We start from the raw sequence: 23,855 nt of genomic DNA, 5'->3' as shown, positions 1-23,855 counted from the left end.
CGCGGCCCGTCGTGGCCACTGGTGTACCTGGGACGGAGCCGGCGCCGCATTCTCGACAGCGAACCCACCGACACGGGGCTTGAGCAGCAACCGAACGGAAAACGGCGTTAGCAAGCCGGTTCAGGCGGAGTTACCGCCGTTGGCCGTTCGGATGCGGGTGGCGTAGACCCTGTGGGCTTTCCGTTCGGCGGGGCTGGCAGTGGGGGCCGCGTGGATCGTCGTGGCTTGGTCTGGGGTTGGTGGGCGGACGGCGACCGCGCGGACTGGAGCAGGTGCAGGGCGAGCATGGAGACCTCCTGTCGTCGAGGGCTCCGACGAGAGGCGCGGCTACGTGGAGCTCCTGACCGGGTGAACAGGCCTATGCTGACGCGGAGGGTGACAGGGAGCCGACCCCGACATCGGCGCACTGGTCATCCTGTTCGAGCGTCCCACCGGCGATCGCGATCGCACCGACGACGACATCGCCGCGCCGGATCAGCCGAGCGGCCCTGCCGGCCACGATGGGTGTTCCCGCCACGTCAACTATCTGCGCGAACACCGCCGGGTAGGCCTGCTGCAGGCCCATCAGGTCACTGTCGTCGCGACGAAACAGCGCAACGCTGGATGCTTTCGCCGGGGCGATACGGGCCGACATCGGAGACGCGCCGTCCATGCGATCGAGAACCTGCAGGTGCCCGCCGCCGTCGACGATTGCGACCGTAACCGTCGCGCCGATTCTGGCAGCGTGCTCGCGCACGCGGTCGCTGACGGCCCGAGCTTCGTCAAAGGTGAGCGACATCGTTCCTACCTTCAATCTCTTGGATCGACCAATCTTGGCCGGACCAAGAGTACACCAGGTCCGTTGGATGGACCAAGGGATTGGCTTAGGCTTCGTGCGTGGAGATGAACGAAGCGCCGGCCCGTCTGCGCTGCAAACCCAGCTGGCTGATCAACAGGGCTTCCGCTCGGGCACATCGACTCATCAAAGAAACGATGGCCGCTGCCGGTGGGCACGCCTATCACTTCGCGATCCTCGCCGCGCTGGACGAGTTCGGCCCGGACAGCCAGGTGCAGATCTGCCAACGATGCGGAATCGACCAGAGTGACATGAACACGATGCTCAATGAGCTGGTAGAACAAGGCCACGTCGCGCGCACCCCAGACCCCGCCGACCGGCGCCGCAACCTGGTCACCCTGACCGCCGCCGGGCGACGACGGCTCGAAGACCTGGATACGACACTCACGAGGGTTCAACACGACATCTTGGACGCCCTATCGGCCACCGAGCGCGACACGCTCACCGGCCTGCTCACCCGTATCCTCGGCTAGCCTTCGCCTCCACTCGGGAGATCGGCAGATCAACATCCGTAAGAGGGTCGCCCAGTACGGCTCGTTCGAGGAACTCCTGGACACCGAGGGCCCGGAGAAGGTCAACCCGGCCAGCCCAGCGACCTGACCTGCCCCGATGCGCTCCCGGCGCCTGCCAGGTGTCAAAGGTCGTCGTCCTCGGCGGCGTCGGGGTCGCGCAGGTCGCGGATGGCGCCGGGCGCCAGCTCGGGCAGGACGAAGCTGTAGGCGCCGTGGACCCCCAGGTGCCGGTTCACCAGCGGTGACAAGCGGGCCATGTCCTCGTCGCGGACGGGGCAGCCTTGGGCTTTGAGCTGTCGGACGGCGGCGTCCAGGTAGACGGTGGTCCACAGCACGACGCAGTTCAGGACCAGGCCGAGCACGCCGAGCTGGTTCTCCAGGCCCCGCTCATAGCGGTGGTGCAGCTCGCCCTTCTTGCCGTGGCTGCCAGCCAGCGGCCGTCAGCGTGGCGACGAAGCTGGGACGCGTCCGCGCTCGTCCCGTACTTGGCCAGCCCCGCCAGCCGGCGCGGCGGCACCAGCGCCTCCACACCGAGCTCAGCCGTACCGAGCCCGACCACCTCCGCGACCTGGTCCAACGCCTTGATCATCGTCGGTCCCGACCCGCGAGGCACCGGGCCCTTGCGCCACCGCTCCAGGTCCGACACCCGCAAGTTCGACGGCACCTCCAAGAGCTGATCCAGCACGTACCGCTGCCCCACCGTCAGCAGCCCCTCCAGCACACCCCACAACCGTCTGGTGGTGTCGTCGCGGACCTGGGCCACCAGCCGGGCCAGCGTGCTCACGCCCGGAAGCAGCACCTGCCGCTCCCGCAGCCACCCCGCCGCGTCGGTGAAGATCGCCTTCGGGCCATCACCCGTCGTCCACGAGCGGGCCGCCACCCACGCCCGCAACTCCGCCTCGGCCGCCGAGAACTCCCTCAGCCCATACACCTGACGGATCTCCCACTGATGATCCAGCTTCGTCTTGGCCCGCTCGGTATACCTCTTCACCTGCGAGGCATCGCCCACTCCGAGCTGCTCAGCGACGAAGTCCAGCACCGCCACCGGCACATCGAGGGGATCCTCCAGGAACGTCCCGAGCCAGCGGACAGTCACCAGCTGCAGGCTGAACCCGAGCTTCGTGTGGTCGCCGCGACGGCGATCCACCAACGCACGGTCCTCGTCATCGAGGAAGAACTCCCGCTCCAGATCACCCTGCGACACAGTCCCCACGTACCGGCCGAAGGCCGCCGCCTCATCATCCGTCAGGAACTCAACCGGCATACGCCGCAACGTAGGGCACACCAGCAGACGAGTGACACAGAGTCACTGAACCGTTACAAGATCTGCCCACTGACCTGCCCACCCGCATCCGACCGGCCAACGGCGGCAACTCCGTCTGAACCGGCTCGCTAACGCCGTTTTCCGTTCGGTTGTTGCTCAAGCCCGGACATCGTCCGAGATGAAGCACACGCAGCCGGTGACCGAGAACCAGGTTCCGGTATAACAGTCATTATCGCGGAACTCCCTCCGCCTTCCCCATTCGAGTAACGCGAACCTCGAAATTAATTATGCTGCCGCGAAACTCGATTGAGCGGGCGTGTCGTCGTCGCTGAGCCTGATCTGGTCGAGGTGAAAGGCGCCGAGCTCCTCGCCGGTGTTGTGGTGCCTCTACAAATCGGCGCATGGGGTGGTCTGTCCAGTCAGCGAACCCGTACGGCTTCGAACGCGAGTTCTCGGGCTCGGCGGGCGCGTCCGGGCGGTGGGGATGGTCGTCGTCGGTCGAGGGTGAGGGGTCGGCCCGGTTGGCTGGAGCCAGGCTGTGTCTGGTTTCATCCCGTGTCGCGCTGACACAGCACGCGGTAGGTCGTGAGGATGTGGGCATGAGTTCATCGCAGCCCGTCGGCCCCGGGCCCGAGCCGGACACGACCGCGGGCGGGCCGGTGAATACTGCTGGCGTGCGGTCCGGGCCCCCATCGCCGGACGCCCCCGAGTCTTCCCCGGATCACCGTTACCTGCTCGACAACGCCAGGGTGGAGGCGGGCGAGCGGTTCACCTGGCTGGCCGAGCTGTTCGACGGTGTCACGCGTGGGCACTTCGACCGGCTCGGAGTGAGCGCGGGCCGGCGCTGCTGGGAAGTCGGTGCCGGAGGCCCCAGCATTCCCGAGGCACTCGCCGCGGCCGTTGGACCAACCGGTTACGTGCTGGCCACGGACATCAATCCGGCCTGGTTGGACCCGCACGGCGGGTACGAGGTGCTCCGGCACGACATCGTCGGGGACCCACCACCGCAGCCGGGCACGTTTGACCTGGTACACGCGCGGCTCGTGCTCGTTCACGTGCCCGACCGTGCCCGGGCGCTGGCGAGCATGGTGGCGGCGCTGCGGCCCGGCGGTTGGCTATTGGTAGAGGATGCCGACACCGAGCTGCAGCCGCTGGCCTGCCTCGATGAGGTCGGCCCTGCGCAGCGGCGCGCCAACCGGCTGCGGCGCGCCGTCCGGGAGTTGATGACCCGCCGCGGCGCCGATCTGCGCTACGGCCGTACGCTGCCGCGGGCGTTGCGGGCGGCGGGCCTGGTCGATGTCACGGCGGCCGGCTGCTTCCCGGTCGGCGGGGTGGCCTGCGACCGGCTGGAGACCGCGACGGTGCGCATGGTCCGCGCCGAGTTGCTCGCCGCGGGGCTGGCCAACGACGTCGAGATCGACGCGCACCTGGCCGCCGTCGATGCCGGCGACCTCGACCTCACCCTCGCGCCGCTGATCTCGGCATGGGGACGCCGCCCGGGCTGAGCAGCCTGCCTGGGCACTCTGGTTCGTCATCGCCTACGCTGGGATGGGCGGGCCCTCGATACTTTTCAACATCGTTCTGCGGTACACCGGCATGGAGACCGTGATGACGACCTTCGCCATCGCACTCGCCGTCGGCGCCACGCTCGCGGTGATGGGAGCCACCCGAGCGGCGCACCGGACCTGACGAGTTCGCCGTGGCGGATCTCACGACCGCGGGCGTCGCCGCCTGCGGTCATGAGGCCTGTGATTCACGCTGCCGGCCCGCGCGGCAGCGAAGTGGGGTCTCACCTGTGGGCTTGAGGGGCTCATCAGACGCCCGTGAGAAGATCCCCTCGCAGTGTGTGCGCTGGTTTCGACCGTGGAGAGAAGATGTACGCGATATTCCTGGGCGACGACGGGGCGGAGCTGCGTCCGCTCGACCCGTGGCGGGCCGAGGAATTCCTGACCCACATGGACCGAGGGCGGGAGTTCGTCGGGCAGCACATCGCGCTGCCGGACGTCGTCACGGACCTGGAGTCGAGCCGGGCGTTCCTCCAGGCGTACGCGGAGAAGGCTGCGGCCGACGCCGGGCGGATCGACGGCATCTGGACGGACGGCAAGCTGGTCGGCGGAGTCCTCTTCCGGACGATGGACGTCGCGGAGGGCATCGCCGAGGCGGGCTGCTGGCTGGAGCCGTCGGCGGTGGGCAAGGGTCTGGTGACCAGAGCGGCGCGCGTGGCCATCGATTGGGCCATCGAGGAGCGGGGCATCCACCGCGTGGAGTGGCTGGTCTCGGCAGCGAATGAGGCCAGCATCGCCGTGGCCCGGCGGCTCGGGATGACGAAGGACGGCGTACTGCGGGAGAGCTACCCGTACCGGGGGAAACGGCACGACATGGAGGTCTGGTCGGTGCTTGCGCCGGAGTGGCGGGCGGCCAAGCAGGCGTCGTAACGCAACATCCCCGTGAGATCCTCGTCGACCGAGGGGTACTGCCCGGTGAGCCCGATCAGCCGGCGTAGCGCGGTGGTCTTTCCGAATCGTTTGTCCAGGCCCTCGACCTGGAATCCATAGCTCATGCCGGCGGGCTGCCGCGCATGCCTCACAAACCACGCACAGGTCGCACGCGAGCCGCTCGCACCCGGCAGCGCACAAGGAACTTCCGCCGCCGGATCGTTTTGTCCCGCTTCCTCGTCGATCTCGGCTCGGCCCTCTAGGCTCCCGGCATGGAGTCCACGCTGGACCGGCTCGCGGCCGGAAAATACCTGCTCGTCACCACGTACAAGAAGGATGGCAGCACGGTCGCCACCCCCGTCTGGGTCGTCAGGGACGGCGACGGGCTCGGCATCTGGACCGTCGCCGACTCCTGGAAGGTCAAGCGGATCCGCAACCGGGCGGACGTCCTGGTCGGGCCCTGCGACCTGCGCGGCAGGCCGACCGGCGAACCCGTCGCCGGCGTAGCGGAGATCCTCTCCGCGAGCGAGACCGCCGCCTACCGGACCCTGCTGAAGCGCAAGTACGGGCTGCTCGGCTTCCTCACCCTGTTCGGCAGCAGGCTCCGGCGCGGCGAGACCGGGACGGTAGGCATCAGGATCGTCCTCACCTGAACCTCTTGGAGACCAAATGAGACTCCTCGCGGCGTTCGTTGTCGCCCTGATCGCGACGGCCTTCCCCGTGTCGGCGGCCGGCGCTGATCCGGCGCTGACCCGGCACACGTTCACCAACGCCGCGGGCAGCCGCGACTACCTGCTCTATGTCCCGCCGGGGTCCGCGCGGGTGCCTCTGATCGTCTTCCTGCACGGGTGCGGTGCCGCTCCCGACGCCTACGGCCTCCAGCGGATCGGGGAAGCAAGGGGCTTCGCGGTCGCCCTGCCGATCGAGTCGGCCCCGGGAGGCTGCTGGAACTGGCAGGGCGACCGGCACCGGGACGCGGGAGAGCCCTCGCTCATCGCCGGGATCACCCGCGAAGCGCAGGCCGAGCATCCGATCGATCCGGACCGCACCTACATCGCCGGGCACTCGGCCGGATCGGGAATGACGGCCAACCTCGCCGCCGCCTACCCGGACCTGTACGCGGCGGCAGGGCTGGTCGCCGGCTGCGGACTGCTCAGTTGCGCCGACGTCACCGGGCAGTCCGCCTTCCGCGAGATGAGCTCCCGGGCCAGGGCGGTGCCCGCCTACCTTGTCTGGGGCACCGACGACCAGGAGAACTCCTACCTCGTCGGCCGGATCCAGCTCGCGCAGTGGCTGGCGATGAACGACCTCGCGGACGACGGCCAGGCGAACCTGTCGGTACCGCGCCTGCCCACGTCGGTGACGCTGCGAGCGGCGGCGTCCCCGGTTCCGGCCTTCACCATCGAGGGTTACAAGGACCGGAAGGACTGCGCCTCCGTCAAGTTCGCCACCGGCTTCAGGATGGGGCACATCCCCGACTTCGCCTGGCCGTCGGTCTTCCCGTCGATGGCGGACTTCCTGCTCGGCCATCCCATGAACCGGGCCTGCTGAGGTCGGCGCACGACTTGGGCAACGGCCATGGCGGGGCAGCGTCCGCGATGCCTCGATGGGGCCGGCGCCCATGGAGCGGCCTGACTGCGGCGACGACTTGGAGGCGATGGCCCCGCCCGTGTGGACGGGGCCAACGCCGGTTCCATCAGAGCGGTGTCCCGTTGGACACCGCGCTCGGCGCCGGGGCGTACCCGGTGGGCCGGGTGGTGAAGGTCCCCCGGCCCTGGGTCCGGCTGCGCAGCCTGGTCGCGTAACCGAACAACGCGGCCAGCGGCACGGTCGCGGTGATCACCACCGTGCCCGCCCGTGCGGTCGAGCCCGAGACTCGGCCACGCCGTGCCGCCAGGTCGCCGAGCACCCCGCCCATGGCGTCGTCGGGCACGGTGGCCGTGACCTCGACCACCGGTTCCAGCAACACCATCGCGCTGGCACGCAGTGCCTCCCGCAGCGCGAGCCGGCCGGCCGTACGGAACGCCATCTCCGAGGAGTCCTTGGGATGGGTGGCTCCGTCGGTCAGGGTGACCCGCAGCCCGGTCACCGGGTGACCGCCGAGGGGGCCCTCGGCCAGAGCATCCCGGCAACCGGCCTCCACCGCGCGGACGTACTCCTGCGGTACCCGGCCACCGATGACGGTCGACCGGAACCCGAAGTCCGCCGCGTTGTCGCCGCCGTTGTTTTCGGCGGCCTCCAGCGGCTCCACATCAAGGACGACGTGGGCGAACTGGCCGGGCCCTCCGTCCTGCTTGACGTGCCGGTACACCAGCCCGGACACTCCGCGGGCGACCGTCTCCCGGTAGGCCACCTGCGGACGGCCGACCCTGACCTCCAGCTCATGGGCACGACGGATCTTCTCCACCGCGACCTCCAGATGCAGCTCGCCCATCCCCGACAGCACCGTCTGACCGGTCTCGGGGTCGATCCGAACCACCAGCGATGGATCCTCCTCGACCAGCCGCGCGAACGCCGACGCCAACCGCTCGGCATCCGTGCTCCTGCAGGCCTCGACCGCTACGGAGACGACAGGATCAGCCACTTTCGGTGATTCGAGAAGCAGTGGCGCTGCGGGTACGCACAGGGTGGCCCCTGCCCGGACGGCCTTCAGCCCGACGACCGCGACGATGTCCCCGGCCACGGCCTCGTCCACCTCCGTGTGCCGGTCGGCCTGTACCCGGAGGATCCGGGTAATTCGCTCGGTACGCCGCGCGCCCACGTCCAACACCCTGTCTCCCTTCCGCATCGTTCCCGAATACACGCGCAGGTAGGTCAGTCGCCCCGTGGCGGTCGAGTTCACCTTGAACACCAGCGCGGCGAACGGCGCCGCCGGGTCGGCGACCCGCTCCTCCAACCTGCCGTCCAGGGTGCCGCGTACCGCCGGCACGTCCAACGGCGAGGGCAGGTAGGCCACGACGGCCTCCAGCAGCGGCTCGATTCCGCGGTTGCGGTAGGCCGATCCGCACAGCACCACCACGCCCTCACCGCTACGGGTCAGGTCACGGAGCGCGGCGGCCAGTGTGCCCGCAGAGACCGTCGACTCCGTACAGAACTCCTCCAACGTGCCCGGATGGAGTTCCGCCACCGCCTCCTCGAGCAGCCGGCGTCGCCGGTGCGCTTCCTCTCGCAGAGCGTCCGGCACCTGGCCCTCCTCGAACGTGTCGCGGCCGTCGGCCCAGACCAGCGACCGCATGCGCAACAGATCCACCACCCCGGTGAACCCGTCCTCCTTGCCGATCGGCAGCTGGACCACCAGCGGGACCGTATGCAACCGCTCCCTGATCGACTCGACCGCGGCGTCGAGGTCGGCACCGGCACGATCCAGCTTGTTGACGAAGGCGATCCGCGGCACCCCGTGCCGATCGGCCTGCCGCCACACCGACTCGCTCTGCGGTTCGACTCCCGCGACAGCGTCGAACACCGTGATCGCGCCATCGAGTACCCGGAGCGAGCGCTCCACCTCATCGGAGAAGTCGATGTGTCCCGGGGTGTCGATCAGATTCATCCGGTGGCCGTCCCAGGCGCAGCTCACCGCGGCGGCGAAGATGGTGATCCCACGATCGCGTTCCTGGGGATCGAAGTCGGTGACGGTCGTCCCGTTGTGCACCTCGCCCCGCTTGTAGGTGGCGCCGGTGACATACAGGATCCGTTCGGTGACAGTGGTCTTGCCGGCATCGACGTGGGCGAGGATGCCCAGGTTACGGACGCCGGTCAGCGGACTGGTGAGATGACGGTGCAGGTCGGTACGCACGGCCCATGGCCTTTCGGGGGGATCCAGAAGTGGGCGGCGCGATTTCCGGACGAAACAGCCTGTCGGCAGGCCGCACAGGGGCCCCCGATGCGGCACACCGCCTCGGGGACGTACCCGTCAGGCGGCCCGGCCGGGCAGACTGAGGTCAGGTGTTCGTCGCGGACGTCCAGTGCCGGCCGCGCAGCCGGCACCGGGCACCCGAAGACACCAGGATCACCTCGTACCGTGACTGGGGAACAACGACGAAGGTGCGGTAACGCACGGCCGGTCCCCCTCACTTGTCACGGCGCGCGCTGCGATGTCGTGGTAGCGCGCGACTGGTGGTGAGTGTAGTGAAGCAGGCGTCCGCGAGAAACCGGATTTTCTGCCTGCTCCAGCCCGGCATCGCCCAGCACCGCGTCGAAGGCAGCTGTGCACTTGGAGTCCCTGCCGCGAATCACGTGGTACACGACATCGGCCGACGGCCACCTCCGCCTCCCTGGTGCTGCGCCGCGGCGCCAACACCTGGCAGGGCGGATCATCGTCGGCACCACCCGTGACGCCTATCCCCAGGTCACCGTACGAGTAGCGTTGGGGCATGATGAAGACCGCATCCTCCTTCCGCGCACTGCACCAGGGCCGCGCCGCCGGCGACCCGCTCGTCCTGCCGGGGCCGTGGGACGCGGCCAGCGCCCGGGTCTTCGCCGACGCCGGCTTCCCCGCACTCGCCACCCCGAGCGCCGGGATCGCCGCATCGCTCGGTTACGAGGACGGCTCGACCCCGCCCGACGAGATGTTCGCCGCGGTGGCGAGGATCGTCCGGGCCGTCGCCGTGCCCGTATCCGCTGACGTCGAGGGCGGTTACGGCCTCACCCCCCGGGAACTGGTCGAGCGGCTCCTGGAGACGGGCGTCGTCGGCTGCAATCTGGAGGACTCCGAGGAGCACACCACGCTCAAGGACCCTCAGCGGCACGCGGATTGGCTGGCCGAGGTACGGGCGGAGGCGGGTGACGCTCTCTTCATCAACGCGCGCGTCGACACCTTCCTGTTCGGGACGGGTGACCCGGCCGACGCGCTGGCACGCGCCCGGCTGTACGTGGCCGCCGGCGCCGACTGCGTGTACCCGATCCTGGCGCCGCTCGAGGTGCTCCCGGTGCTGCGGGAGGGCATCGAGGGTCCTCTCAACATGGCTGCCGAGCCGGACGAGAAGGCCGTGGCCAAGCTGGCACGGCTGGGCGCGACGCGTATCACCTTCGGTCCGGGGATGCAGCGGTACGCGATGCGGGCGACCGGCGAGCTCGCGGCGCGGCTGCGCGCCTGAAGTCCGGCGAGCGGCATCGACACGCGGCGCTGCCACCTCCGGTGGCGTGCCGGTTCTCAGGCCAGCGCGACCTGATCTCGAGGTAGGGGCGGGTCTCGAAGATGAAGGTGTCGTGGACTTCGCCGTTGCCGAAGCGCACCGGCTCGGCGAACCGCAGGCACATGCCGGCACAAGGGGGCCGGGGGCGTTGCGCGGGGGGCACACCGTCGTGTTAGTTGATCTTCTGCATATCGATCGCTTCTTCGCCGAGCCGCGCGGAGGGCCCGGCGTGGGAAGAGATGTCACGGTGGCGGACCAGCGCACAGATGATGACCAGTCAGAGCAGAGGCCGGCGCTCCCGGCCTTCCCGGCGCACCGCAACCACGCCTACAACGAGATCCAGGGCAGAGGCGGCGTCAACGTGTGGGCGGTGGTCTCGCTCGTCTTCGGGCTGTGCGGGGTGGTGGTCGGTGGGTTCGCGGCGGGGATCCTCGCGCTCTACCAGGTCAGGGACCGCCCGCAGAAGGGCAGAGGGCTGGCGGTCGCGGGAGTGAGCCTGTCAGCGGTCTGGACTCTGCTCCTCGGCATCGGATTCGCGACCGGCACGATCGGCCTGCCGTGAGGACGCCGCCGCAGCGGTGAGCTCGGGCGCGGGTCGGCCGGAACTCGGCGTCGTCCAGCGCGGTCACGATCACATCGAGGGCGGCGGCGGCGCAGCCCACGCCCAGATCGCAGGCGGACACCTCCGGTCCCGGCACCTGCGGTCGGCCGTTGGACGCCGCGGCGTTCGGCGGCGACACTGGCCGGGCTGGCTGACGGCGGGCGTGCGCGGACCGCTGTGGCCGGGCGGTATGAACTGAAGGAGTGCCGACCATGATCCTCCCGAAGGTCCGGGACCCTCGCTTCGTGACGATCCGCCGCGGGGGGACTCTCACTGATTCAGATCACCATCTCCTCGCTCTCTGGGCGGCATCGTGCGCGGAGCACGTCCTTGACTTCTTCGAGTCGGCTCAGCCTGAGGACCCCCGGCCACGTCAGGCGATCGAGCATGCCCGCGCATGGGTGCGGGGCGAGGTCAAGATGATGCAGGCTCGCGCGGCGGGCGGCCATGCCATGGGCGCGGCCAGAGATCTGCGTGGAGCTGCACGGCATGCCGCGTACGCTGCCGGTCAGGCCGGTGCCGTCGCTCACGTCGCCGCGCACGAGCTCGGTGCGGCCGCCTACGCGATCAAGGCCGCACGTGCCGCTGCACCGGAAGGCGAGGGCGAGGCCGCAGGGCGACTCGAGTGCCAGTGGCAGCGTGACCAGCTCCCGGACGCGATTCGCGAACTCGTACTTGACGACCAGCGGTTGCGGAACGACATCTGCTGGTCGGTGTTCGACTGCTGAGCGCGCGTCGGGGCGCCTGAGGTTCTACGAGATCAAGGGCAGGTTTCCGGCCTATCCGGAGGAGGTCCCGCGGACCGCGGTCGCCTATGTCGCGTCGCTGGTGAAGGTCGATCCGGGGCTGTTCGGCTTCATGGGCAGGACGGGCGGTAGGGCTGTCCGGGTAGATAGACGCTCCATTCGGAGCGGTCGAGCGGCTCGCCTGCGATGGCACAGACCGCGTTAATCGGGTCGGCAGGGGTTCGGACGTCCCAGGAACGGATGGTGCCGCCGCGCCAACCCCAGCTGACCAAGGTGGCGTTGTCGACGAAGCGAACTGTGGTCGCGCTCCAGCGGTGCCCGGCGAGAGGAGAGCCCAGTTCCTGATGTGTGGTCACGTCCCAGAGGCGCAGGGTTCCGTCTTCGTGGGCGGAGGCGAGAAGCCGGCCGTCGGCGCTGAACGCGAGATCATTCACCGACAGCGCATTGCTGCGCAGGGTGGATCCGAGCTGGCGGCGGGTGGCGGGATCCCAGAGGCTGATGCTTCCGTCGGCGCCTCCGACGGCGAGGATCCGGCCGTCGGCGGTGAACGAGGCCGACGCATAGCCCTCACCGGGGACGCTGATCGCCGGGCCGGCCCGGGTCAGGGCGGGGAGAGACCAGAACCGGAACTCGTGCACGGACTCGTTCTCTGTGATCAGGAGGCGGCTGTCGGGAGTAACGGCGACAGGGGACTCATCCTTCGGAAGGTCGCGGATCAGCCGCCTGGGGGCGATCTCCCACAGGTGAGCTTGCGGTCGTTCGTTGCCCTGGACGATCAGGTATTTCCCGTCCGGGCTGAAGAGCAGGGGCCACATCTCGAAGGAGCCGTCCCCGCCGAATGCAGTACCCATCCGGGTGCCGTGGACGGCGTCCCAGAGCTGGATCTGCTCGTTGCCCCCGGTGGCCAGGACCCGGCCGTCGGCGCTCAGCACCAGCGTCCAGACGGCTTCCTCCGGGACGCGGAACGGTACGCCGGCGAGCTCGCGGGTGCCGGTGGCCCAAAGCCGAATGGTCCGGTCCTTGTCGCTGCTCGCGGCTATATAACGGCCGTCTTCGCTGAACGCGGTTCGCAGGGCCCGGTCGGTGAGAGGGCGGGTGGGACTCCGGTGGATCGTGGTGTCCCACAGCCGGACGGTCTGGCCAGGGGATTCGGTGAGAAGCAGCCTTCCGTCGGGGCTGAAGGCCACCGGTCGGGATGTGGCGTCCAAGGGTGAGCCGGGCTGGTCAGGGCTGGTCAAGTCCCATAGCCGGGTTGCACCGTCCTCCACCCAGGCGGCGAGCTGGGTTCCGTCCCGGCTGAGCGCCAGCTGATGACGATTGGTCGTACCGCCGACGATTGTGGGGCCGAGTTGCCGGTGGGTCGCGGTGTCCCAGGCACGTACCTCGGTGGCCTTCCGCACGTCGACGGTGACCACGACCCCGCCATCCTGGCTGAGGGCGGCGATGCCCGCGCCGGGTAACCCGATATCGAAGGAACTCAGCGGCTTGCCCGTCGCGGCGTCCCAGCGGCGCACGGTCCTGCCCGAGACAGAGACGAGCGTCGCGTCCATCGAGGAGAAGGTCACGGCCGATGTGTCCTTGGCAAGAGACCACCACACGGGCTGCTGCCCGCCGGTGAGGCCGAGGATCTGGATTCGGCTGTCCGTGGCGACCGCGAGCCGACGGCCATCGCGGGAGAAGGCCATCGTGTCCGGTGTCGAGTCCACGGCAATGGGAGACCTGATCTCCCGCTGGGTCCGCGGATCCCAGAGCCGCACTTGGGGATCCGTCCCAGAGACGGCCGTCGCCAGCGTCCGCCCGTCCGGGCTGAAGGCCAGAACGGCGGGTTGGGCCCCGTCCTCGTCTTGGTCTTGGTCTTCGGAGGCGAAGGGCGCGCCGATCTTTCGGCGACCCGCGACGTCCCAGAGCTGAAGACCGCCATTCCAGCGCGCCAGGACCGTGCCGTCCGGGCTGAACACCGCGCTTGATTCGATGTAGTCGGCGGTGTCGGTGAGGAGCACGCCCCTGCTCGGGCCGTGAAGGACGTTGACCAGGGCGCTGTGGGTCTCGGCGGTCGGCCGGAGCCGCCAGGCCGCCGCCGCCAGGCGCGCGGAGAGGTCCGGATCGGTGACCGACGCCTCGCGGCTCTGCGCGGCCAGCCGGCTGGAGAGCAGGAGTACGCGCGCCCGGTCGGCGGAGCGGGCCGAGACGATGTTGACGGTCGCAACTGTGGCGAGAAGGACGGCGGCGGCGGCGTAGAGCGCTTGGCGAAGCCGGCGGCGCCGGATCTCGGCACGACTGCTCCGAGTCAGGAAGGATGCCGCGACGGGCGTCAGGTCGTCGGCACGATCCCCCTCCGACAGGGACAGCACCGAGGCCAGGCGCTTGCCCCGGTAGAGGAAGGCCGGGTCCTGCTGATGGTCCTGCCAGCGTCCGGCATCGTCGTCGACCTGCTGGCGGAGCAGGAGGGCTGCGCGGTCGGCGTCGATCCAGGCACGCAGGCGAGGCCAGCTGCGGATCAGGCTCTCGTGAGTGAGCTGGATGGTGTCACTGCCGAGCGAGAGCAGTCGGGCCTCGATGAGGCGGTCGAGGACTGCGTGCTCGGCACCGGGCAGCTCGCTGAGAGAGACACGCCGGCGGGTGTCCTCGGTACCCTCGCCGAGGCGAACCAGGTGGAGGAGCATCCGGCGTACTGCGGCCTCTGCGGTCTCGTCCAGATCAGTGAGCGCGGTCTCGGCGGTCTGCTGGAGCGCGCCGGACACGCCCCCGGCGGCACGATAGGCGGCCATGGTGAGCCGCCGGTCCCGCCGGTTCCGCCAGGTCACGAACAGCGCGTGGGACAGCAGCGGTAGAACGTCCTCGGTATCGGTGCCGAGGTCTTCCAGGAGGAGTTCAGTGAGTCCGTCCTCCAGGGACAAGCCCGCCAGTACGGCGGGTCCCTCGATGACCTCGCGGAGCTGCTCGCGGGTCATGGGACCTACCACGACCGGGCGTTCGAGCGCCGAGGCCAGCTCGGTGTGGCCGATGCAGTGACCGAGGAAATCGGCGCGCACACCCAGGACGACGATCCGTCCACTGGCGGCGCGCGCGGCGAGCGCGGCGATGAAGGCCCCTCGTTCGGCCTCGTCCGCGCACAGGGTGAAGAGCTCCTCGAACTGATCGATGATCAAGGCCGCCTCGGCCGGACACCGGTCCAGCGCGGCCAGCGGTGCGGTGCCGGGGGTGAGTACGGAGACCTGACGGCCTTCGTCTCGAAGCACCGGGATCAGTCCTGCCCTGAGCAGTGAGGACTTGCCGGCACCCGACGGCCCGGTGACCAAGATCGGGCCGTGTGCCGCGTTCCGGAGACGCTCGACCAAGAGCGCGACGAGTGGTGCCCGTCCGAAGAAGATCCGGGCGTCGTCCACACCGAAGGACTGGAGCCCCCGGTACGGGCTGTCGGTCTCGTCCCGGGCGCTGAGCGCTCGTTCGGCGTCGCCGGCGAGCCGAACCGCACTTCGCAGGTCGCGCAACTGGAACAGGAGATCCTCGTAGCGGATGTTCCACGCGTCGACATCGCCGAGCCCTTCGGGCAGAGGCCGTCCAGCCGCACGTGCCAGCCGGATGCAGGTATCGACGAGGACTTCGAAGTGTTCCTGCTCAGGCCGTACAGGATGCCTGAGGCTGAGCATGCCACCGACCGTGCCGCGCTTAAGGCGCAGGGGTTGCTGACCTGGGTGACGCCGGGAGGTCTTGGCACTCTCCACGACGAGGTCCCGGATCGAGACCCCGGCCGCTTCGCGCAGCGCTCGGAGTTTCTCGGCGAACTTCCGGCGGGGATCTCCCTCACCGCTCACGACATCGAGCATAGGACCGCTCTTCTCCCGATATGAGGGATTGCTCAACCTGCAAGCAGCGCCGTCACCAGGTTCCCCAGGGCGTTGAACACCAACAGCACCAGCCCGGCCAGGCCCTCGACGAACGTCACCGCTGCCGGCGGCTTGAGGACGGCAAGAACCACGACCGCGCCCACCAGAGGCATCCAGGTCAGATTCCGTCCCACCGTGGACTTGTCTGCGACGAAGTGACCCAGCGGGCTGGCCAGGGCCATCACCAGCTCGGCCACGAGAACCACCCAGGAAGGCATTCCGCCGGCCGTCGCCAGGTAGACGATCAGCTCGAAAAGGCTCTTGAACGAGGCGGCCAGGGACACCTGGCCTAGGTGAACGAACATGGCATTCTCCACGGGTCGGTCCGCCCACATTCGCCGCGAGACCGGGTGTCCGGCGAACCCGCCGGACACATTGCCGCGCACGTCAGGGCATGCACCGGCCGTGACGTCCGGCGCCTGCGCCGGACGTGTCGGTGAGCACCAGGTGTTCATGGACCGTGTGTGGGACGAGGCGGTGCGGGCCAGTCCGGGCGCGTTGTTCGACGGTCCGGTGTGACATGCGCTTACTGCCCTGGCGGAACAACTCTCGAGGGGCCGCCTCATCCCAGGCGCCGGGCGTCAACCAGCGGCGCTGAGCCCACCTCCGGCCGGAGCGGCCGCCGCGACACCGTCCTGTGCACCGGGAACGACCTCTGGTTGACCGACCTTGGCCAGCAGCCCGTCGAGCGAAAGGCCCAGGACCCTGGCCACCGCGACAACAGTGAAGAAAGCCGGCGTGGGGATGCGACCACGTTCGATCTTCCTTAGCGTCTCAGGGGAGATCCCTGCCCTGATCGCCACATCGGTGATGCTGCGCGAGCCCCGGGCCGCGCGCAGCGACTCGCCGAGCCGCTCCCCGCGCTCCCGGTCTGTGATCGACAACGGTTCCCGTACCATGCTCCAATACTAATACCGGTATAGTTATTGGACCTCATGGGAGCAAGGAATGATCGAACTCAAGTCCGGCGGCGAGATCGCAGTGATGCGCGAGGCGGGCCGGGTTGTCGCGGCGGTCCACGCGCAGGTCCGGTCCCACGCTGCCGTCGGCGTGTCCCTGGCCGAGCTTGACGAGCTGGCCCGCCAGATCATGTACGAGGCCGGCGCCGGCTCGTCATTCCTCGGCTACCACCCCGCCTTCGGCGCCACCCCCTACCCCGGAGTGATCTGCACCTCGGTGAACGAGGTCATGCTGCACGGGCTGCCCACCGGCTACCGGCTCCGCGACGGCGACCTGCTGAGTGTCGACTGCGGCGCCCACATCGACGGCTGGCATGCCGACGCCGCCATCACCTTCACCGTTGGTCGGGCCCGCGGCGGAGATCCCGAACTGATCCGCTCGGCCGAGCGCATGCTGGACGCCGGCATCATCGAAGCCGTGCCTGGGGCTCGGCTGGGCGCGATCGGCCAGGCCATGTCCCGTATCGGCCGAGCGGCCGGGTACGGCATTCAGAACGACTTCGCCGGCCACGGCATCGGACGCGCCATGCACGAGGACCCGTTCGTCCCCAACGAGGGCCGCTCGAACCGCGGACTGCGGCTCCGCCCCGGCATGGTCATCGCCATCGAGCCGAGTCTCATGGCCGGCGGCAGCAACCACTACGCGATGGCCGACGACGGCTGGTCGGTGTGCAGCGGGGACGGCAGCCGTACCGTCCACGTTGAGCATTCGGTGGCTGTCACCGACGACGGCCCGGTCATCCTGACTCTTCCCTGACACTCGAGACCACGTCGAGCGGCCTGCCGCTGACCTGCACGCAGGCGGCGGCTCCGCGTCAGGCCCGGGCGAGGACGCAGAACTCGTTACCCGCCGGGTCGGCCAGGACCGTCCACGGGAGGTCGCCCTGGCCTAGGTCGGCGAGCGTCGCATCTCTCAGCCGGCGTGCAGGATCCGAAAGCGATCGGGTTCCGCCGGGTCTCGATCAACGACTTGGATCGGCGCCCAAGCCCATTGCCAAACGCCGATGCCTGGCGTTCGAGAGAACCGGATCTTCCCGCGGGTGCCTTCGACCGCAACACACGGCCAGGCTTCGGCAGTGCGCGCCCGGTCCGCGCCGTGCGAACGCAGCACATCGGCGAGGACGGCCACCGTGTCGTAGCCCTCGAAGGCGACGAAGGAGGGCGCTTCGGCCAGCCGCCCGCGGAGGCCCTTCTCGACTCGTGCGCCGAGTGGGCTGAGGCGCTCGGGCAGGTAGCGCAAGAACGGGATCGCGGCGCTGTCGTCGCCCAGCAACCTCGCCCATTCGGCGAACTCCGGTTGCCCCGCGGGAGCACCGATCATGACTTCGGCGAGGCGCTGGTCGCGGCGGACGGATTGGACGATCGACACTGCCGGCTCCGGGTGACCCACCAGAAGAAGGAGGGCTGTCGCGCGATTGTCGACGAGTTCGTCGCACACGGCCGTGGGGGCGAGCGCGCGCATGTCGAGTTCGATGACGGTGCCGCCGCGGGGAGCGAGGTGGTCCCGCAGAATGCGGGCCCCAGATGCCCAGTAGACACTCGGCTCGGCTGCTACGGCGATCCGGCTGTGGCCCGCGCCGAGGAGGAAGTCCGCGTAGATCTGCCAGCCGTGGGACTGCGCCGGGGCGAGGCGCGCGACCCATTCCGTCGGCTGTTCGGTGAGCGCGTCGAGAACCGCTGACGAGCAGAGGAACGGCAGGCCGAGGGCGTCGGCCCGGGCGGCAGCGGCACGAGCGACGACGCTGTGATACTCCCCCGCCAACGCGGCCACGCCCAGGCGGGCCAGTTCGTCTACGGCCGCCGCGGCCCGCTGTGGATCAGCCGCGGTGTCTCGGACCACCAGCTCGAGTGGTCTTCCGGCGATCCCGCCGGCCTCATTGACTTCGCGAACGGCCAGCTCGAGTCCGGCGAGCAAGTGTCGGCCCGCCTCGACCCAGCCAGGCCGAGTGAGCGGAACGAGAGCACCGATCTGGACGGATGATCCGTCAGTCCGCTCCGCTCCAGGTGGCGATGGTGGCGTATTCATGCGCTGACGTCTCCCGTGTGACGATGCGGTTGCGGTCTGCCCGGATCGCAGAGTGGCAAGGCCCGGTAGTACGCGTACATCTCATCTCGCCGTGGCGAGCGTACCTGGGTGACCATGCCGGACATTGATCCACCACCATCGCTAGGCAGGTGTGAGGGCCGCCATGGCTTGGTCGAGGAGGTCGGCGAAGGGCTGAGCCTGGTCGGTGACGATCCAGATGTTCTTGGCGGTGATGAGGCAGGACAGGGCGGCGCCGGCGAGGGCGGCGGGCCGGGGGTCGGTTGAGGGGTCCCGTCCGAGGCGCCGGCCGGCGAGGGCGGCGAGCTGGTCCTGGATCCGTGAGATGCGCTCCAGTTCTCCGGCGCCGAGGGCGGGGTTGGCGTGGATGACCTTCTCCATGGCCAGGGTGCGCGAGCGCTGGGTGGGGTCGTCGAAGTAGGCGACGACGAGGTCGAAGGTGCGCCGGAAGGACTCCCACACCGGCTCGGTGGCGGGGCGGGCGGAGAAGCCCTCGATGAGCTTTTCGGCCCATACGTCGTGCTTGCCCAGGACAAGGTCTTCCTTGGAGGTGAAGTAGCGGAAGAAGGTCCGCTTGGAGATCCCGGCAGCGGCGACCAGGTCCTCGATGGTGGTCTGCTCGTAACCCTTCTCGGCGAACAGGTCCTGGGCGAGCATCGCCAACTCGGCCCGCATGGCGAGGCGGGCACGTTCACGGACGGGGCTCGAGGTGCGCTGCTGCATGACCTCACACTATCACCGGGGGGCGAGTTTGACACTCGGTAGCACATTTGGCGTATGGTGGCATCAGGTGCAGGGCACATCCTGTGCCAGCACCTCTGACCGGCACCGCCGCCACCGCAAGGTGTGCCGCGTGTCCGCCAGACGTGATCTTCGCCGTGCCCGGGCGTCATCGCCGGGAGGGCGCGGCGGCCCTTGATGTCGATCGTGCAGGAGGCAGAGATATGAGCAGTTCGTGGAGCGAACGGGACGTCCCTCGCCAGGACGGCCGGGTGGCGGTGGTCACCGGTGCCAACAGCGGCCTGGGCCTGGAGACCGCGCGGATCCTGGCCGAGCACGGCGCGAGCGTGGTGCTGGCGGTGCGCGACCTGGACAGGGGCGAGCGGGCCGCCGCCGCCATCACCAGCCGGGCGCCGGGCGCCAAGCTCAGCCTTCAGCGGCTGGACCTGGGGTCGCTTGAGTCGGTGCGCGCCGCAGCCGCGGACCTGCGCGCCGAGTACCCGAACATCGACCTGCTGATCAACAACGCCGGAGTGATGTACACCCCGGCCGGCAAGACCAGCGACGGGTTCGAGACCCAGTTCGGGGTCAACCACCTGGGGCACTTCGCCTTCACCGGGCTGCTGCTGGACCTGCTGCTGCCCGTGGCGGGCTCGCGGGTGGTGACCGTCAGCAGCATCGGCCACAGGATCAAGGCCGACATCCACTTCGACGACCTCAACTGGCACCGCTCCTATAGCCGGGTCGGCGCCTATGGGCAGGCCAAGCTCGCCAACCTGATGTTCACCTACGAACTCCAGCGCCGCCTGGCCCGCCACGGCGCTGCGACCATCGCGGTCGCCGCGCACCCCGGCGCCGCCGCTACCGACCTGGGCCGCAACGCCCCCGCCCCGGTGCGCGCCGGGATGACCGCGCTCATGCCGCTGATCACCCAGAAGGCCGCCATGGGCGCGTTGCCCACCCTGCGCGCCGCCACCGACCCCGCAGTCCTCGGCGGCCAGTACTACGGCCCCGACGGCATGGGGGAAGTTCGCGGCCACCCCCACATGGTCACCTCCAGCGACGCCTCCTACGACCTGGCGGTCCAGCAGCGCCTGTGGAGTGTGTCCGAGCAGCTCACCGACGTCACCTTCCCCGTCTGAGCAGCCCGTGGGCCAGGGAGTCCTGGAAGCCTGCCTGCGCGACGACGCGGTCACCGGCGTCCTGGTCATCGGCCGCACCACTGCTGCGGCGGCTCGTACCCCGGCACGTCACCACCAGCCTCCAGCTCGGTCGGCATGATGCTCGCCTGCAGTGACCGCCAGGAAATGTCCGGTGGGATGTCGAGAACCCGCGCGCGGCTCCGTCCCCGGAGTGAACACGGCCACAATGGGCCGTACACACCAGGGAGAACATGATGGCAAAGTACCTGCTGCTCAAGCACTACCGGGGCGCGCCGGCACCGGTCAACGACGTGCCGATGGACCAGTGGACGCCGGAGGAGGTTTCGGCCCACATGCGGTACATGCAGGACTTCGCCGATCGGCTCGAGGGCACCGGCGAGTTCGTGGACGGTCAGGCGCTCTCCCCGGAGGGCACGTTCGTCCGCTACGACGGCGAGGGGCGGCCGCCGGTCACCGACGGCCCGTTCGCGGAGACCAAGGACCTGATCGCCGGCTGGATGGTGATCGACGTCGAGACCTACGAGCGGGCGCTCGAGCTGGCCGGCGAGTTGTCCGCGGCTCCGGGTGCGGGTGGGAAGCCGATCCACGAGTGGCTCGAGGTGCGCCCGTTCCTGACCGCGTCCCCGACCATCACGGAGTGACCACGGTGGACGAGGCCCTGCTGCGGGCCCTCACGCCCACCGTGATCAGTGTCCTCGTCCGTCGCGGAGCCGACTTCGCGGCGGCCGAGGATGCCGTGCAGGACGCCCTGGTCGAGGCCGTACGCGTGTGGTCTGACGACGCGCCGCGGGATCCCAAGGGCTGGCTGGTCACCGTGGCCTGGCGTAAGTTCCTCGACGCCGCCCGCGCCGACACCTCCCGACGGCACCGTGAGGTACGCGTCGAGGGCGAGCCCGTGCCCGGCCCGGGCGAGGTGGCGGACGACACGCTCCAGCTGTACTTCCTGTGCGCGCACCCGTCCCTGACGCCGGCTTCGGCCGTCGCGCTCACGCTGCGCGCGGTCGGCGGCCTGACCACGCGTCAGATCGCGCAGGCCTACCTCGTGCCGGAGGCGACCATGGCCCAGCGGATCAGCAGGGCCAAGCGGACCGTCTCGGGCGTCCGGTTCAACCAGCCCGGTGACGTCGGCACGGTGCTGCGCGTGCTCTACCTGGTCTTCAACGAGGGCTACTCCGGCGACGTCGACCTCGCCGGCGAGGCGATCCGGCTCACTCGCCAGCTGGCGGCCAAGACCAAGCACGAGGAGGTCGCGGGCCTGCTCGCGCTCATGCTGCTCCACCACGCCCGGCGCCCAGCACGGACCGGCCCCGACGGCAGGCTCGTGCCTCTCGCCGAGCAGGACCGCGGCCTGTGGAACACCCGCCTGATCGCCGAGGGCGTCGACGTGCTCCAGACGGCCCTCACCCGCGACCGCCTGGGCGAGTTCCAGGCCCAGGCCGCCATCGCCGCGCTCCACGCCGACGCCCGGACGGCCGAGGAGACCGACTGGGTGCAGATCGTCGAGTGGTACGACGAACTGGTGCGCCTCACCGACAGCCCGGTGGCCCGCCTCAACCGGGCCGTCGCGGTCGGCGAGGCCGACGGCCCGCGGGCCGGCCTGGCCGCCCTGACCGGGCTCGACCCCGCCCTGCCCCGCCACACCGCCGTCGCGGCGTACCTGCACGAGCGTGACCGGGACCCGGTGACCGCAGCACGGCTCTACGCCGAAGCCGCCCGATCGGCGCCCAGCCTCCCCGAACGCGACCACCTGACGCGACAGGCCGCACGGCTCAACGCGCAGCTGCGCAGTTGAGCGGCGGGCACAGCGGACGACCGAAAAGTGAAGGCAAGGAGGTTCCACTCCTTGCCACTTTCAGCGTATAGCCCACCAGGGGGCTTGCGGCAAGACCCGGGTCGTGCCGCAGAATCTCCGACCGAAGCCAGAACCTGCGGAAATCAGGGGTCCGCGACGTACCTGTGCTCGTCGACGTGTGGGTCTGGCGGGACGTCGAACCGCCGGTGGAACTTGCGGTGCGGTCGCGGCGCTCGGCGCGGAGGGGCGGGGGCGCCCGCCGCCGGACTGCGCGGAGCCGCTGCCGCAACGCGACCTTGTCGAATGGGGGGTTTTCGTGATCGACGTGATCGTTGCCGGGGGCGGACCGACCGGCTTGATGCTGGCCGGTGAGTTGCGGCTGCACGGCGTGCACGTGCTCGTGCTGGAGAAGGAGACGGAGCCGACCGCGTATGTCCGTTCGCTCGGTATGCACGTGCGCAGCATCGAGGTGATGGATCAGCGCGGCCTGCTGGATCGGTTCCTCGCTCACGGCCGGCCGCACCCGCTCGGCGGCTTCTTCGCCGGCATCGCCAAGCCCTCGCCGGACCGGCTGGACACCACGCATCCCTACGTCCTCGGCATCCCGCAGCCCACCACGGATCGCCTGCTGGCCGAGCGCGCCACCGAGCTCGGCGCCGAGATCCGGCGCGGCTGCGAGCTGGTCGGGCTGGGCCAGGACGAGGACGGGGTGACCGTCGAGCTGGCCGACGGCGCGCGACTGCGCTCGCGCTACCTCGTCGGTTGCGACGGTGGCCGCAGCACGGTGCGCAGGCTGCTCGGTGTCGGCTTCCCCGGTGAGCCCTCCAGGGCCGACACGCTGCTGGGCGAGATGGAGGTGGACGTGCCACCGGAGACGGTGACCGCCGTGGTGGCCGAAGTCCGCAAGACCCAGCTGAGGTTCGGCGTCGGGCCCTTCGGGGACGGCGTGTACCGCGTCGTCGTGCCCGCCGAGGGGGTGGCCGAGGACCGCTCGGTCCCGCCGACCCTCGAGGAGCTCAAGCAACAGCTGCGGGCGTTCGCCGGCACCGACTTCGGCGTGCACTCACCGCGCCGGCTGTCCCGCTTCGGCGACGCCACCCGGCTGGCCGAGCGCTACCGGACCGGCCGGGTGCTGCTGGCCGGCGACGCGGCGCACGTCCACCCACCGCTGGGCGGACAGGGCCTCAACCTCGGCATCCAGGACGCGTTCAACCTGGGCTGGAAACTGGCCGCCGAGGTGGGCGGCTGGGCACCGGAGGGGCTGCTGGACAGCTACCACACCGAACGCCACCCGGTGGCCGCCGACGTGCTGGACAACACCCGCGCACAGATGGAGCTGATCTCCACCGAGCCGGGCCCGCAGGCGGTGCGCCGGCTGCTGGCGGAACTGATGGACTTCGAGGACGTGAACCGCTACCTGATCGAGAAGATCATCGCGATCGGGATCCGCTACGACTTCGGCGAGGGCCACGAACTGCTCGGCCGCCGGATGCGGGACGTGCAGCTGAAACGGGGGCGCCTCTACGAGCTGATGCACGGCGGCCGCGGGCTACTGCTCGACCAGACCGGCCGGCTCTCGGTGGCGGGCTGGGCAGGGCGGGTCGACCACGTCGTCGACGTGAGCGAGGAACTGGACGTGCCCGCCGTGTTGTTGCGGCCGGACGGCCACGTGGCGTGGGTCGGTGAAGACCAGCAGGAGCTGCTCAGGCGGCTGCCGAAGTGGTTCGGCGCCGCTGTTGCCGGCTGAGCGCGCGGTTGTGGCCCG

The 23,855-nt window shown here is 69.8% G+C and carries 23 protein-coding genes; 14 read left to right on the top strand and 9 right to left on the bottom strand.

Annotated elements, in window-relative coordinates; translation table 11 throughout:
* Positions 1–358: 358 nt before the first annotated feature.
* Positions 359–778 (bottom strand): GlcG/HbpS family heme-binding protein, encoded by a 420-nt coding sequence (locus ACRYCC_RS17075; protein WP_433813161.1) that lies wholly within the window; start codon positions 776–778, stop codon positions 359–361.
* 104 nt (positions 779–882) lie between these two features.
* Between ACRYCC_RS17075 and ACRYCC_RS17070 the strand changes: the two genes are divergently transcribed.
* Complete coding sequence (locus ACRYCC_RS17070; RefSeq protein ID WP_433813903.1) at positions 883–1,308, top strand: MarR family winged helix-turn-helix transcriptional regulator; 426 nt, start codon at positions 883–885, stop codon at positions 1,306–1,308.
* A 161-nt stretch (positions 1,309–1,469) separates the two neighbouring features.
* Here the strand turns inward: ACRYCC_RS17070 and ACRYCC_RS17065 are convergent, their stop codons facing one another.
* Both ACRYCC_RS17065 and ACRYCC_RS17060 read right to left on the bottom strand, forming a co-directional pair.
* Positions 1,470–1,709 (bottom strand): Tn3 family transposase, encoded by a 240-nt coding sequence (locus ACRYCC_RS17065; protein WP_433813160.1) that lies wholly within the window; start codon positions 1,707–1,709, stop codon positions 1,470–1,472.
* A complete protein-coding gene (locus ACRYCC_RS17060) occupies positions 1,691–2,611 on the bottom strand; it encodes a DUF4158 domain-containing protein (RefSeq protein WP_433813158.1) in 921 nt (306 codons plus the stop codon). The genes ACRYCC_RS17065 and ACRYCC_RS17060 overlap by 19 nt, the downstream gene beginning before the upstream one ends.
* A 599-nt stretch (positions 2,612–3,210) precedes the next feature.
* On the opposite strand from ACRYCC_RS17060, the gene ACRYCC_RS17055 reads away from it, so the two are divergent.
* The 5 genes from ACRYCC_RS17055 to ACRYCC_RS17035 all read left to right on the top strand — a co-directional run bounded on the left by ACRYCC_RS17055 (position 3,211) and on the right by ACRYCC_RS17035 (position 6,597).
* Positions 3,211–4,116, top strand: coding sequence for a methyltransferase domain-containing protein (locus tag ACRYCC_RS17055; protein ID WP_433813157.1), 906 nt, complete (start codon positions 3,211–3,213; stop codon positions 4,114–4,116).
* 43 nt (positions 4,117–4,159) lie between these two features.
* Positions 4,160–4,300 carry a hypothetical protein gene (locus tag ACRYCC_RS17050; RefSeq protein WP_433813156.1) on the top strand — a complete coding sequence of 47 codons (141 nt, stop codon included), beginning with the start codon at positions 4,160–4,162 and terminating at the stop codon, positions 4,298–4,300.
* A gap of 185 nt (positions 4,301–4,485) precedes the next feature.
* Positions 4,486–5,046, top strand: a complete 561-nt coding sequence (locus tag ACRYCC_RS17045; RefSeq protein WP_433813154.1) for a GNAT family N-acetyltransferase — start codon at positions 4,486–4,488, stop codon at positions 5,044–5,046.
* A gap of 272 nt (positions 5,047–5,318) precedes the next feature.
* On the top strand, positions 5,319–5,699 hold the full coding sequence (locus tag ACRYCC_RS17040; RefSeq protein ID WP_433813152.1) for a PPOX class F420-dependent oxidoreductase: 381 nt from the start codon (positions 5,319–5,321) through the stop codon (positions 5,697–5,699).
* Positions 5,700–5,715: 16 nt separating this feature from the next.
* Positions 5,716–6,597 carry an extracellular catalytic domain type 1 short-chain-length polyhydroxyalkanoate depolymerase gene (locus ACRYCC_RS17035; RefSeq protein WP_433813150.1) on the top strand — a complete coding sequence of 294 codons (882 nt, stop codon included), beginning with the start codon at positions 5,716–5,718 and terminating at the stop codon, positions 6,595–6,597.
* 145 nt (positions 6,598–6,742) lie between these two features.
* Here the strand turns inward: ACRYCC_RS17035 and fusA are convergent, their stop codons facing one another.
* Positions 6,743–8,839 (bottom strand): elongation factor G, encoded by a 2,097-nt coding sequence (gene fusA / locus ACRYCC_RS17030; protein ID WP_433813149.1) that lies wholly within the window; start codon positions 8,837–8,839, stop codon positions 6,743–6,745.
* Between the two features lie 577 nt (positions 8,840–9,416).
* Here fusA and ACRYCC_RS17025 point away from each other — a divergent pair.
* The 3 genes from ACRYCC_RS17025 to ACRYCC_RS17015 all read left to right on the top strand — a co-directional run bounded on the left by ACRYCC_RS17025 (position 9,417) and on the right by ACRYCC_RS17015 (position 11,507).
* A complete protein-coding gene (locus ACRYCC_RS17025) occupies positions 9,417–10,139 on the top strand; it encodes an isocitrate lyase/PEP mutase family protein (RefSeq protein WP_433813147.1) in 723 nt (240 codons plus the stop codon).
* Positions 10,140–10,407: 268 nt separating this feature from the next.
* The gene (locus ACRYCC_RS17020) at positions 10,408–10,740 is read left to right on the top strand and encodes a DUF4190 domain-containing protein (RefSeq protein ID WP_433813145.1); all 333 of its coding nucleotides are present in this window, start codon (positions 10,408–10,410) and stop codon (positions 10,738–10,740) included.
* Positions 10,741–11,024: 284 nt separating this feature from the next.
* Positions 11,025–11,507 (top strand): putative immunity protein, encoded by a 483-nt coding sequence (locus ACRYCC_RS17015; protein WP_433813144.1) that lies wholly within the window; start codon positions 11,025–11,027, stop codon positions 11,505–11,507.
* Between the two features lie 128 nt (positions 11,508–11,635).
* Here ACRYCC_RS17015 and ACRYCC_RS17010 read toward each other — a convergent pair whose 3' ends face one another.
* From ACRYCC_RS17010 to ACRYCC_RS17000, 3 genes are all read right to left on the bottom strand, one after another.
* The gene (locus ACRYCC_RS17010) at positions 11,636–15,340 is read right to left on the bottom strand and encodes an NACHT and WD repeat domain-containing protein (protein WP_433813142.1); all 3,705 of its coding nucleotides are present in this window, start codon (positions 15,338–15,340) and stop codon (positions 11,636–11,638) included.
* A gap of 44 nt (positions 15,341–15,384) precedes the next feature.
* Positions 15,385–15,867 (bottom strand): hypothetical protein, encoded by a 483-nt coding sequence (locus ACRYCC_RS17005; RefSeq protein WP_433813140.1) that lies wholly within the window; start codon positions 15,865–15,867, stop codon positions 15,385–15,387.
* A 126-nt stretch (positions 15,868–15,993) separates the two neighbouring features.
* Positions 15,994–16,311 (bottom strand): helix-turn-helix domain-containing protein, encoded by a 318-nt coding sequence (locus ACRYCC_RS17000; protein ID WP_433813139.1) that lies wholly within the window; start codon positions 16,309–16,311, stop codon positions 15,994–15,996.
* Positions 16,312–16,360: 49 nt separating this feature from the next.
* Here ACRYCC_RS17000 and map point away from each other — a divergent pair, with 49 nt between their 5' ends.
* The gene (map, locus tag ACRYCC_RS16995) at positions 16,361–17,128 is read left to right on the top strand and encodes a type I methionyl aminopeptidase (RefSeq protein ID WP_433813137.1); all 768 of its coding nucleotides are present in this window, start codon (positions 16,361–16,363) and stop codon (positions 17,126–17,128) included.
* Between the two features lie 156 nt (positions 17,129–17,284).
* On the opposite strand, the gene ACRYCC_RS16990 is transcribed toward map, so the two are convergent.
* On the bottom strand, positions 17,285–18,397 hold the full coding sequence (locus ACRYCC_RS16990) for an ABC transporter substrate-binding protein (RefSeq protein WP_433813135.1): 1,113 nt from the start codon (positions 18,395–18,397) through the stop codon (positions 17,285–17,287).
* 141 nt (positions 18,398–18,538) lie between these two features.
* Positions 18,539–19,138 carry a TetR family transcriptional regulator gene (locus tag ACRYCC_RS16985; RefSeq protein ID WP_433813133.1) on the bottom strand — a complete coding sequence of 200 codons (600 nt, stop codon included), beginning with the start codon at positions 19,136–19,138 and terminating at the stop codon, positions 18,539–18,541.
* Positions 19,139–19,359: 221 nt separating this feature from the next.
* Here ACRYCC_RS16985 and ACRYCC_RS16980 point away from each other — a divergent pair, with 221 nt between their 5' ends.
* The 4 genes from ACRYCC_RS16980 (at position 19,360) to rox (ending at position 23,837) form a co-directional block, all read left to right on the top strand.
* Positions 19,360–20,277: an SDR family NAD(P)-dependent oxidoreductase gene (locus ACRYCC_RS16980; protein WP_433813131.1), complete on the top strand. Its 918-nt coding sequence runs from the start codon at positions 19,360–19,362 to the stop codon at positions 20,275–20,277.
* A 254-nt stretch (positions 20,278–20,531) separates the two neighbouring features.
* On the top strand, positions 20,532–20,939 hold the full coding sequence (locus ACRYCC_RS16975; RefSeq protein ID WP_433813901.1) for a YciI family protein: 408 nt from the start codon (positions 20,532–20,534) through the stop codon (positions 20,937–20,939).
* A 5-nt stretch (positions 20,940–20,944) separates the two neighbouring features.
* Positions 20,945–22,090, top strand: a complete 1,146-nt coding sequence (locus ACRYCC_RS16970; RefSeq protein ID WP_433813900.1) for an RNA polymerase sigma factor — start codon at positions 20,945–20,947, stop codon at positions 22,088–22,090.
* A 316-nt stretch (positions 22,091–22,406) separates the two neighbouring features.
* The gene (rox, locus tag ACRYCC_RS16965; protein WP_433813129.1) at positions 22,407–23,837 is read left to right on the top strand and encodes a rifampin monooxygenase; all 1,431 of its coding nucleotides are present in this window, start codon (positions 22,407–22,409) and stop codon (positions 23,835–23,837) included.
* Positions 23,838–23,855 lie beyond the last annotated feature (18 nt).

Source organism: Actinomadura scrupuli, assembly GCF_050971785.1.
GTDB classification, from domain to species: domain Bacteria; phylum Actinomycetota; class Actinomycetes; order Streptosporangiales; family Streptosporangiaceae; genus Actinomadura_E; species Actinomadura_E scrupuli.
Note: the sequence above shows the minus strand (reverse complement) of the source record. Positions and strands in the feature narration are given on the sequence as shown.